The 11,503-nt window shown below is 69.6% G+C and carries 7 protein-coding genes; 3 read left to right on the top strand and 4 right to left on the bottom strand.

Annotation, left to right across the window (positions count from 1 at the left end; translation table 11 throughout):
* Positions 1-2: 2 nt before the first annotated feature.
* Entirely contained in the window at positions 3-1,475 is a 1,473-nt protein-coding gene (gene csb2, locus HUT16_RS27570) for a type I-U CRISPR-associated protein Csb2 (protein ID WP_176190754.1), read from the bottom strand.
* Between the two features lie 6 nt (positions 1,476-1,481).
* The gene (cas7u, locus tag HUT16_RS27565; RefSeq protein ID WP_176190753.1) at positions 1,482-2,675 is read right to left on the bottom strand and encodes a type I-U CRISPR-associated RAMP protein Csb1/Cas7u; all 1,194 of its coding nucleotides are present in this window, start codon (positions 2,673-2,675) and stop codon (positions 1,482-1,484) included.
* A 403-nt stretch (positions 2,676-3,078) separates the two neighbouring features.
* Here cas7u and HUT16_RS27560 point away from each other — a divergent pair, with 403 nt between their 5' ends.
* On the top strand, positions 3,079-4,995 hold the full coding sequence (locus HUT16_RS27560) for a DNA/RNA helicase domain-containing protein (RefSeq protein WP_176190752.1): 1,917 nt from the start codon (positions 3,079-3,081) through the stop codon (positions 4,993-4,995).
* A gap of 18 nt (positions 4,996-5,013) precedes the next feature.
* On the opposite strand, the gene HUT16_RS27555 is transcribed toward HUT16_RS27560, so the two are convergent.
* Positions 5,014-5,949, bottom strand: coding sequence for a phosphorothioated DNA-binding restriction endonuclease (locus HUT16_RS27555; RefSeq protein WP_176190751.1), 936 nt, complete (start codon positions 5,947-5,949; stop codon positions 5,014-5,016).
* Between the two features lie 275 nt (positions 5,950-6,224).
* On the opposite strand from HUT16_RS27555, the gene HUT16_RS27550 reads away from it, so the two are divergent.
* Both HUT16_RS27550 and HUT16_RS27545 read left to right on the top strand, forming a co-directional pair.
* Entirely contained in the window at positions 6,225-6,860 is a 636-nt protein-coding gene (locus HUT16_RS27550; RefSeq protein WP_176190750.1) for a hypothetical protein, read from the top strand.
* A 37-nt stretch (positions 6,861-6,897) separates the two neighbouring features.
* Complete coding sequence (locus HUT16_RS27545; RefSeq protein WP_176190749.1) at positions 6,898-7,992, top strand: ImmA/IrrE family metallo-endopeptidase; 1,095 nt, start codon at positions 6,898-6,900, stop codon at positions 7,990-7,992.
* A gap of 168 nt (positions 7,993-8,160) precedes the next feature.
* Here HUT16_RS27545 and HUT16_RS27540 read toward each other — a convergent pair whose 3' ends face one another.
* Positions 8,161-11,436: an AAA domain-containing protein gene (locus HUT16_RS27540; protein ID WP_217712098.1), complete on the bottom strand. Its 3,276-nt coding sequence runs from the start codon at positions 11,434-11,436 to the stop codon at positions 8,161-8,163.
* Positions 11,437-11,503: the final 67 nt, after the last annotated feature.

The following is an 11,503-nucleotide window of genomic DNA, read 5'->3' as shown; positions in this document are numbered from 1 at the left end:
GGTCACTGGTCGTCCTCCTGGAAGCCGGGCTCCGGACGGCACAGGCCCAGGCCGAAGTTCTTCTTGCTGCCCAGCACCACCGGCCCCGTCACCGGAGCAGGGAAGGTCAGGCGTACGTGGCAGCTCGGCAGCGGCCGCTCCCCGAGTTTGCGGCGCACCGGAAAACCGTCTACCCCCGGAGCTCCGGGGGTGAGCCCGTAGCGCGGGCTCACCTGCACCTGCGCGGGTTCAGGTAGCCCTGCTGCGACGCAACTGGCCGCGACCGAGTGGGCCCATGTGGCTTCGTCGTACTTCTTGGGGAAGCGGTCGAGGACCATCGGCAGCACTGTGGTCCACACGGTCGAGGGTCCCTGCCACGTCCCCGGCTGGACGGTCTGCGGCCACGAGTCCTGGTCCGCGGGGCTGACCCGCACCAGGTCCAGCGGTTCGCCGTCCGCCTGCCGGATCCAGCGCAGGCCCCCGTCGTGGCGGAGGAGGGCGGCGAGCAGTGCCTTGCGGTCCTGCCTGGGCATCTCGCGGGGCAGGGCGATGCCCAGGCCGCGAAGCCTCCCGTCGGCGTGGCGGTGGCCGGTGAACGGCAGCGCGAGGTAGGCGACCGGGCGTGGGCCGTCCGGGCTGTTCTTGTGGCCGTGGACGGTGGTCATCGCCTCGACGTCGTGGCCCATCGCCTCCAGGGTGCCCATCACCATGCTCCGCAGCCGGCCGGTCAGCTCCAGCGTCCACCGCGCATCCAGCACCACCCCGGGGGCGAAGGAGAACGTCAGCAGGTCATCGAACGGACCATCCACCACTGGGGTTTCGGGCCGGTCGTCGTGGTCGGGGTCGAGGTAGTGGCGGGTGAGCGACTGGCTCCAGGCCGGCCCCTGTTCCTCGAACGCCTCCTCCAGCCAGGCCAAGTAGCCGCGGTAGGGGACACGGATCGGCCGTGAACCTCTCAGGTACTGCCCGGTGGGTGCGGGCCTCCAGCGCTGCCGCCGCCCCTCCTCGTCGCCGGGCTCGTCGGGGCCACACCAGGCATCCAGCAGCCCCGCCCCGGTGGAGCGCCCGAAGTACGGCACCCGGTGGGCCAGTTCCTTCAGCACCGGGGTGAGTTCCTCCCCCGGCTCCGCGGCCCAGCTGAACACCATCCGTGTACCGGACAGCGTCTTCTGTGCCCACGCTCGTGGCACGCCGCCGGCAGTGCGTCCCGGCAACAGACCGTGGGTGACCTTCTTCGGGTCCACGGTGTTGGTGACCACCCATGCCGCGCGCGGGTGTTCCGCCTCCATCGGCCTGACCGGCACAGTGACTGCCGGCGGCTCCTGGGCCTCCAGCCAGGTCAGCGCCATCCGGTGCGCGGTGTCGTCGAGGTCCGCGTGCGCGACCAGCGCGCAGAACAGGCGGGCCGGATGGGGCGGCCACTCGGCCTTCTCGCCGTCCATCGCGGTCGCCTGATAGAGCGGTTCCAGCAGCTCCACCGAGATGTGGAAAGGCATGACGCTCTACTCGCCTTCCGCCTCGCCGATGCCCTCCAGGCGGAAGGAGCGCTCGATGGCCTGCTGCACCTGCGCGTTCGGCCGCAGCCGCACCGGCTCCTTCGACCACACAAGGCCCGCCTCCTCGGCCCGCGAGCGCGCGAACTCGAACAGCTCCAGAGCCTGCCCTGCCGTCTCCAGCTCCAGCGGCTCCGTCACCGCCACGCCCTCACGCCCGCGCCCGACCCACTCGATGCGCTCCGACACCAGCAGCAGGTCGCAGCCCGACCGCAGCCGCACCGCCGGCGCTGCGAACGCCAGCCGGTCCCCCACGAGTGCGAGCGCCGCCAGCAAGGCCCTCGCTGCCCGCACGTACTCCTTCGGCGCGTCTCCGAAGCGCAGCGCCCGCAGGCCCGCCGTGGCCAGCGTCGCGTTGCGTTCGATCGACTGCACCGTCACCCCGCCCATGCCTTCGACCGGCGGGATCATGCCGTGCCCAACCGCCGACGCCTTGAGCGTCTTCCCCTTGCCGCTCTTCTTGCCCGCGCCGTCGACCGGCCGCCAGCCGTCGGCGGTCAACTCCACGTTGTCACCGGGGAAGTTCCACTTGTCGAAGCGCCCCGCCGCCCGCTTCCCGGACAGCGGGTCCAGACCCACCATCTCCGAGGTGTAGGTGCGCGGCACCTTCAACTGCACGCGGCGCTTGCGGTGCGAGTCCCACAGCCCGAACACCAGGTCCGACGGGGCCCGCTCCAGAAAGGCACGCACGTCACCGGTTCCCGTGTCGCGCAGCGCTCGCCCCGCAACCGTGTCGTCGAACTTCGCTCCGGACTCGTCCAGCGCGTCCCGGAAGTAGGCGTCGCGGGAACGGTGCGGGGCCTCCAGGTTCGTCATCCGCAGCGCCCGGCCTTCCGCGGTCACGTGCAGCGCCAGGTGCGGCAGCACCACATCCCCCAGATCGGCGGCCTCCAACAGGGCCGTCTCACAGCGGTTCGCCTGCGACTGCCGCTGGTCCAGCAGCACCACCCTCGTGCGGTTCCCGCCGACCCACCGGTCCTCGAACAACTGGCCCGGACCGTCGCCCTCCTTGACCTTCACAGTCGGCGGCGCCACCGGCGCCCCCACGCCGGCCACCGGCTCGTACTGGGCCACGACCCGGATCGCGCCATCTGCCGACAGCCCGCTCGCCGCCTCAGCCAACCGCTCGTACAACGCTTCCATGAAAACCCTCCTGGAGCAGAACCTCTCGGACAGCTCGCATCGAAGCAGTCCCTTCCGACAGGCCTCACTCGTGAGAGTGACTATCCATCAGAACTCTTTCGGAATAAGCGAGTTGAGATAAAATCCGGCCCCTTCGGATGGTCGGCAGCAGTGATCATCCCAAGCCTCAGCCAGTGCCACAGCGTCACGAGCATCATCCGTAGATCACGGTGAGCTGGCCCGTGTGCTCTGCGTCCTTGCCTGGCGCCGTTGGAAGCCGCCGACCCCTTCCTTCGCCGTTCGAGGACGAGTTCAGACCACCCGTTGATAGGTTTGGCCCAGTCATCAGCGCGGCCCGCCGGGCTTCCCTCCCAGGACATGCCCCCACCCGCACGAGTCACTTCGTGCTGCCTGGGAGCATGTCTTGCTGTTCCGCGACTCCGCGTCCGCGGTCGCCGCCGAGAGGCTGGCCGGATCACTGTTCGTGCGCCTCATCGACCAGTTCGTCCACCAGCACGGCCACAAGCCCGGCCCGTCCGAGGTCCGCTCCTGGGAGATGAGCATCCCCGAGCTGACCAACGCCCTCCTGGACGCCGGACTCGGCGCGGTCGAGGTGCTCCTCGAGTACTCCCTACCGCTGAACAGCAAGCGCGCCGACGCCGTCCTCGCCGGCGTCCACCCGGTCACGGGCGAACCGTCGTACGTGGTGGTCGAACTCAAGCAGTGGAGCAGCGCACTCCCGGAGGACAGCGAGCCGCTGCTGTGCCGCGTCGACGCGTACACCCGGCCGGTGCTGAACCCGGTCGAGCAGGTCCGCGGCTACTGCGACTACCTGATCTCCTTCAACGGGGCGCTCGCCGAGCACCCCGAGCGGATCTCCGGGGTGGCCTTCCTGCACAATGCGACGGAGTTCGGCGTCCAGGGCCTGTACGAGGTGCAGCAGGACGAGCGCGGTCGGCTGTTCACCGCCGAGCGGCGCGGGGAGTTCGTGGAGTACCTGCGCTCGAAGCTGAAGCCCGCCTCCGGTGCCCAGGCCGCGGACCTGCTGCTCGCGGGCAAGATCGCCCCGTCCAAGCAGCTGATGGCGGTCGCCGCCGACGAGGTGCGCGAACGCGAGCAGTTCGTGCTGCTGGACGAGCAGCGGGTCGCCTACGAGCTGGTGCTGCGCGCGGTGCGCCGGGCGCAGCAGTCCGACCACAAGCAGGTGGTGGTCATCACGGGCGGGCCGGGCACCGGGAAGAGCGTGATCGCGCTGTCCCTGCTGGGCGACCTGTACCGGCGCGGCGTGACCGCTTTCCACGCGACCGGGTCCAGTTCGTTCACCACCACGATGCGTCGGGTCGCCGGGGCGCGGAAGCGCCAAGTCCAGGAGCTGTTCAAGTACTTCAACAGCTTCATGACCGCGGAGCGCAACGGGCTGGACGTGCTGATCTGCGACGAGGCGCACCGGATCCGGGAGACCTCGGCGAACCGGTACACCCGGGCCACCGAGCGCACCGGCAAGCCGCAGATCGAGGAGCTGATCGACGCCGCCCGGGTGCCGGTGTTCCTGCTGGACGAGCACCAGGTGGTCCGGCCGGGCGAGATGGGCACGGTGGCGCAGATCAGGGCGGCCGCTGCGGTGAAGGGCCTGGATTGCCAGGTGGTCGAGTTGGACAGCCAGTTCCGCTGCGGCGGCAGCGACGCCTACCTGCACTGGGTGGTGCGCCTGCTGGGTCTGGAGCCCGGCGGCCCGGTCCCCTGGGAGCCCGACGGCAAGGTCGTTCTGGAAGCCGTCGACACCCCGGAGGAGTTGGAGGCGTTCCTAGAGGCCCGGCGCGCGGAGGGCTACGGCGCCCGGATGTCGGCCGGGTACTGCTGGAAGTGGACCACCAAGGTCGCCCCGGGCGACCCGCTCCCCCTCGACGTGCAGATCGGTGACTGGGCCCGCCCGTGGAACGTCTACGGCGACCGCTCGATCGCCGGTGCGCCCCCCGCCGCGCTGTGGGCCACCGACCCGGCCGGCTTCGGCCAGGTCGGCTGCGTCTATACCGCCCAGGGCTTCGAGTACGACTGGAGCGGCGTCATCCTCGGCCCCGACCTCGTCTGGCGCACCGACCGCTGGATCACCGACCGGACGGCCTCCAAGGACCCGGTCTTCCGTAAGTCCACCAGCGACGCCGACATCGACCGCCTGATCCGCAACACCTACAAGGTGCTGCTGACCCGCGGCATGATCGGCACCGTCGTGTACTCCACGGACCCGGAGACCCGCGCCAAGCTGCGCGAACTGGTCACCGGGCAGCAGGCAGACCGGGTCGAGGCGGGCCAGATCGAGGCGGGACAGAGCAGCCGCGGCTGACAGCCTCCCCGCCGACGGTCAGCCGGTGGACGGCGAGTTCGCGGACTCCCGGGGCTCGCCGTGGAAGACCTGGTCGGCGTGCCACTTCCGGTGCCGGTCCGCGATCGGCGCGGTCCCCGGCTGCGGGCCGATGACCGGCCGTCCGGCCAGGGCGAGCACCTGCTGCCTGCTGGCCTCGCTGCGGCCGACGAAGCGCCGGGAGACCAGGACGCGGTGCCCCTCCCCCAGGCCCAGGACGCCCTTGTCGAAGAGCTTGTGGTGCAGCGAGCACAGGCACAGGCCGTTGTCGACCTCGTCCGGCCCGTCGAAGGACCACCACCGCACGTGCGCCGCCTCCAGGCCGACCGCGCTCGCGCCCAGCATCCCGTCGTAGCCGCAGAACGCGCACTGGAACTCGTAGGCGGTCAGCACGAGTTCGCGCATCCGCCGGTCCCGCTGCCGCCGCGCCGCCCGCTCCCTCGCCCCACCCGGGACGCCTCCGGTCAGGCTCTCGGTGTCGGCCAGGTCCAGGTCGAGCCCGACGGCCTCGCACAGGTCGGTGTGCAGCGACGGTGGGAAGTGGAAGTCCAGCAGCACTCGCGCCAACTGTCCCAGCAGCGCCGGGTCCTTGCGCAGGGCCGCCCGCAGCTCGGGCACGAGCCGGCCGGTCGCACCGCTGGAGCGCAGGACCCGCACGCCGGTCCCGGGGCTCCTGGGCCCCTGGTCGGTCCTGACCTCCCAGACCCCGTCGCTGACCAGGTGGTGGAACGGGTAGGCGGGGGTGGTCGAATGGGACGGCCCGTACTCCTCGAGCAGCCGCTTCAGCTCCTCCTCGACCGCGCTGTAGCGCAGTTCGGCGTCGGCGTCGCGCTGGTAGCTGCCCAGCGCGTACAGCAGCAGCAGCGGTTTGTGCGGCGCCCGGACGCCGCTGCTGGTCCACCGTCTCAGCTTCGCTACCCGCTCCGGCCAGTCCATAGCGGCCCAGCGTATTCCGAAGTCTCCGACGCGGGGCGAGCACTGGCCAAGTGGCAGAGGGGCGTGTGGCTGGCGCTGGCCATCAGGCGCTTCTTCTTCCAGCTCCTGCGTGCGGAGCGGATCGGTACCTGGCGGGGGTGCTTGGGCTGGCGGCCGTCAGGGTTGGGCGAGTCGCGTGACAGATACGAACTGGTGTGCGAAGATGGCCAAGGTTTCATAAACCGGCCCTCAGTTGAGGTATGGTTTATGAAACCTACGGTTGCTTGGAGGAGTCCTTGCACAACGTCAGCCCCGAGTGGTGCGCGGAGCGTCTTGCCCAGCTCGACCTGTCGGTCGATCTGTTCCACGTGGTGCTCGATCTGGCTGCGGCAGATGCCCGCAGTTGCACCGATTTCGATGCACCTGCGATGCAGGGCGTCACCTTCTGGAGCCGTACCAACCGCTACATCGCTGAGACGCTGATTCCGGAGGGGTGGGAGTACACGAGGCGCGACAGCATCCTCCGCACGATTCACCCTTCTCACAGTCATGCGGTTACGGCGATCAGCGCGGCCGGCGGGGTCGGGGATCTGAAGGCGACGGTCCGCTCGAAGAACCCCAAGGGTCCGAAGATGGCCCAGCTCGTGGAGCGCAACGGCCAGTTCGTGCTGCTGAGCCGTGACGAGGTGCGCTACGGCCGGGAGCTCGACGACATTCCCACGTGGTGCCTGCTCTACAAGCGGGAAGAGGGCAGGATCGTTGCCGAGCTCTCCCTGCCGGTCAAGATGAACGGGAAGTTCGTCGATGAGTGGCAGGAGCGCATCCCGTTGTACCTGCCGGACCTCGGAGACCCGGGCGTGGACATCGCCCTGCTGGACGGCCCTGGGGACGACAGCGGGCCGGACGTAGTGGTTGAGCTGTTGGGGGGCTGACGGAGCGTTACTGAGTACGACATGGGAGCTGAGGAAAGTGTTCACCCCTGAACGGCTGGTCTTGGCGCGCAAACGCCGGCGGATGACGCTAGCGGCGCTCGCTCGGGAGTCGGGAGTCTCAGCGCAGAGCATCACTGCGTTTGAGAATCATCGGAAGCCGCCTTCAGCGGAGACACTTTCCTCGCTCGCATCGGCATTGCGCTATCCCGTGTCGTTCTTCGGTGCGCCGATCCCGCCCGAGATGCTGCCAGATGCTGTCAGTTTCAGAGCCCCGTCGAAGATGAGCGCTCTGGAGCGGGACAGCGCCCTCAGTTCAGGCGCGGTGGCCGCATCTTTGAACCTGTGGCTGCAGGAACGTTTCAAGCTGCCCCAGCCGAATGTTCCCACCTATCCCCATCTAGACCCCCAGAGGGCTGCGGAGCAGGTTCGGGCCCATTGGGGGCTCGGCGAGGAGCCTGTGCCGAACCTCGTTCACCTACTGGAGGCCAACGGTGTGCGGGTGTTCTCCCTCGCGCCGGACTGTCTGGATGCGGATGCTTTCTCCACAATCAAAGACGGCACCCCGTTCGTCTTCCTCAACACCCGTAAGACGGGTGAGCGCGGGCGCTTCGATGCAGCGCACGAGCTCGGTCACCTTGCGATGCACTGTGAGCACCGCATCCCCCATGGACGTGACTCTGAGAGCGAGGCCAACGACTTCGCCTCCGCCTTCCTCATGCCGGCCGCGGGCATCAAGGCACAGCAGCTCCACAATGCATCAGTCGAGCGGATTCTGAGCGCGAAGCGGCGGTGGGGCGTCTCAGCGATGGCACTGACCTATCGACTGCACAAACTGGAGCTCCTGTCGGACTGGCGCTACAACCAGACGATGAAGCAGTTGGCGAGCATGGGTTACCGCAATGCCGAACCTGGCTCCTCGATGGTGCGGGAGAGCAGCCAGCTGCTGGCCAAAGTGTTCGATGCACTCCGTAAGCCGCCGCTGTCCATGTCACCGGCCGATGTCGCTACGCAGATGGACATCTTTCCGGAAGAGTTGAACGACTACGTCTTTGGCCTGGTGCCAGTCGGTGTCACCGGAGGGGGCCGGCAGACCCCGCCGGTGCGACCGGGTCTACGCCTCGTACACGGGTAGCGAGCCGGATACCTCCCACCGTTGTCTGCTGGCGGTCTGTCCCTGGTGCAGGATGAGGACGGGTCAGACCGCCAGGAAAGCGGGTGCTGAAGCCCGCCGAAGCCGGTTCTCCGCGGGCCCCTCCGGGCAGTTGCAGAAGCAGAACGTCATCGGGCCCGCTGCATCCAGCTACCGCGGGGCTGGTCTGCTGTTCGTGAGCTTGACGTCGCTTCGCCAGGCTTGCTTGCCCTTCCTCGCTGGGCAGGAAGGGTTGTAGCAGCGCCAGTACCAGCCCTTCGCGCCTCGCCGGAGGTCGACCTCATCGCCTCGGCAGCCGCCGCACCGCGGTGGGCGTGCGAAGTCCTCGGCGTGCTCGTGGTCGAGGATCTTGCGGGCGAAGTGGGCGCCTCGCACGGTCAGCATGATCTCGCGGGAGTGGCTGTGGGAGAGGGCGTTGAGGCTGCCGAGCAGGACGGTCCTCTCGTCGATGACGACGATTTTCTGGTGCATGACGTTGACAGGGACGACGGAGGGGATGACAGCTTTCAGTTCGCTGAGGTACTCGGTGAACTTCTTCTGGTTGTTGTCGCTCTGATCGCGGACGAACACGGTCACCTGAACGCCTCGCCGTACAGCATCGTCGAGCGCGGGGAGCAGGCTTCGTACACGGGTCGCTACCCACGGGGTCCAGATCCACAGGGAGTGCTTGGCTTCGGCGATGTGGTTGGCGAAGGTCTTGTAGAAGGCGACCTCGTCCTGGACGTCGGCGATCTCCACATGGCGGCTGAGGATGTCCGCGAGGCGGGTGCCGACGGGGCCGAGTCTGGGGGTCTGAGCGGTGAGCGGGGTGATGAGGTCGGCGGCCCGGATGGTGCGGACGGAGCCGGCGGCGAGGAGTTCGCGGACGGCGCCGAGGGCGGTGTCGCTGCGGGCGGCCGTGATGCGGCTGCGGCTGCCGATGAGGTAGAAACGGTTCTGGACACGGGTGGCGGCGACGTTGAACAGCCGCACGCCGTTGTTGACCCACTCTCCGGCTTCCGGTCGGCGTGCGGCGTGGGCCATCCACATGCCGCGGCCGTGCTGCTCCTCGACGAGGTCGAAGACGACGACGGGGAACTCGCGGCCCTGGAAGCGGTGGGCGGTGCCGACTTCGGCGAGCAGGCCGGAGTCGCCTTCGATGTCGCGCAGGGCCGCGAGCGTGGCTTCTGCCTGGGCTCCATAGGGGGTGACGATGCCGGTGGTGTCACCGTCGGCGCGGTGGAGTTCGACGAGGGTGCGGGCGAGCAGGAGTCCGGCCGGCCACCAGCCGCTAGCCTGTCCGAGGCGGTGGACCTGGGCAAGGCTGCCGAGTCCGTCGGTGTCGACGATGACGATCTCAGCGTCGTCGCCGTTCCTGGTGCGGGCGCGGGCTCGGACGGTGGGTCCGCCGGTGAGCAGACCGTCGTAGGCGAGGGTGTTGGCCAGGCGCATCACGTCCGGACCGAAACGATGTTGGACGTCGAGGCTGAGGCATCCCGGGTGGGCGCGGGCGGCGGCGGGGGTGGTGATGCGGCAGTGGTCGAAGACCTCGGTCAGCAGCCAGCGGCGGATGTCGGGGCGCTGGTTGCCCTTGAGCACCTCGGGCAGGACTGGGCCGAGCTGCATGAAGTCGCCGAGGAGGACGGCGGTGCTCTTGGCCTTCGCGACGGCGAGGAGGACTTCGGGCAGGGTGGCGGCGCCGACCTCGTCGACGAGGACGACGTCGTAGGGGCCTTCGAAGACGGTCGGGTTGGTGCGGAACCTGGCGAGGGTGGTGGCGACGAGGCGGGCTTCGCGGATGATGTGGCCCTGCGCGTCGCGGGCGAGGCGTTCGTACTGGTCGTGGAGTTCGCGGTGCTGCCGGAGTAGTCCGGGTTGCCGGGCGGTGTCGGCGGCGACCAGGGGCCGCAGGGTCTCGGCTTCGCGGTGGGTGGCGGGGTGCCCGCGGCGGTCGGCTTTCTTGACGTCGTCGGCGGCGGCCAGGGTGAGGCGCAGTTGCTCGTCGAGGTGGACGATGCGGGCGGCTGCGTCTTCCTCCTGTGCGCGGATGTGGCGGAGGGCGGCGTCGGCCTGGTGCAGTTCGTTGTCGATGGCGGCGAGGTCGTCGCGGGTGAGCGGGGTCTGCCGGCTGATCCGGGTGATGGCGGTGTGGGTCTGGAGGCGGTGGCGGTCGGCGAGGGCTCGAGCTTGTCTGGCCTGTTCGAGGGTGCCCTGCCGGCGTGCGAGGGCGGCGTCCCGGTGGTTCTCGGCCGCGGCGATGGCCTGCCGGGCTTTGAGTTTGGCGAGGCCCTTCCTCGATTCGAGTGCGTCCAGGGCCTGTTGGGCTTCGGCCAGGTGCTGGCGGGCGAGGAGGTCGCGGGCCTCGGCACTGGTCGCGGCCTCCTCGACCTCGGCCGCTTCGGCCTCCAGTGCGTCGATCTGCGCCCAGGCCGTGCGGGGAACGGCGGCGTCGGCGCTGCGCCGGGCGGCCTGTTCGGCGCGCTCTTCGGCTTGGGTGAGGAGGGGTTGCAGTTCCCGGTGCCGGTCGGAGTGGGCGGCGAGTTGCGCGGTGAGGTGTTCGGCTGCGAGTGCTGGGTCGTCCAGGCGTCGGCGCTGCCGGGTGTAGTGGTCGGCGTCGAAGCCGGCCAGGCGCGCGGTGAGGGCGGCGAGTTGCCGGGCGCGCTGCTGCAGGGCGCTGAGTTCGGCGGCCACGCTCTCGCGCTGCCCGTCGATGGCGGCGAGCTTGGCGCGGACCATGAGGGGCAGGCACACCTGGGGGTCGTCGGCGATCTGCTTGAGGTGGGGCGGGCCGACGCGGACGAGTTGCCCGGGAGAGTGCCGTTGTTCCTTGACGACGCCGAGCAGGGCGTTGTCGACGGCGATGTTGGTCGCCGACACCAGGAGCACGCGCTTTCCGGCGGCGACGAGGTCGCTGATGGCGCGTTTGAGGACGGAGGTCTTGCCCGTGCCGGGCGGCCCCCACACGAGCCACAGTCCCGTGCCGAGGCAGGCTCGGTAGGCGAGGTCCTGGGCGGGCAGGAGGACTCCTTGGGGCAGGCCGTGCGGGGAGAGGCGGCCGCCGGGTTCTCCGCGGGCGAGGAGGCCGGCGAGTCCGTCGTCGGTGAGGCCGGCGATGCCGTCGCGGAGGGCTTTGGTGAGGAACGTCGCCGGTTGCTGGTAGAGCCACAGGCACGGGTCCGCGGGCTCGGCGAAGTCGGGGACGCGCACGCGCAGGGCGGTGCCGTCGTGCGTGACGTCCAGGACGGGGTGGCCGTCCTCGACGGTGTTCTCGTCCGGTTCCGCGAGGCGCAGGCTGTCGCTCTGCAACTGGTCGGCGTTGATGTTCAGGCCGCGGATGTCGACCGCGTACTCCCCCGGCCCGGCGACGACGGCCCGGCCGAGGATGCGCCACTGGGCCTTGCGTCCGGCTCCGCCCTCCAGGGCGAGCCAGGAGTCGAGCGCCGTCACCGTTTCCTCGCGCCAGCCCACAGTCCCCCCAGAAGGCGTCCCTCAAAGGCCTCTGTCCTACCACCGA

The sequence above is a fragment of the Kitasatospora sp. NA04385 genome, from assembly GCF_013364235.1.
Taxonomy (GTDB): Bacteria; Actinomycetota; Actinomycetes; order Streptomycetales; family Streptomycetaceae; genus Kitasatospora.
The sequence above is the reverse complement of the archived record's forward strand: the minus strand, read 5'-3'. Positions and strand labels throughout refer to the sequence as shown.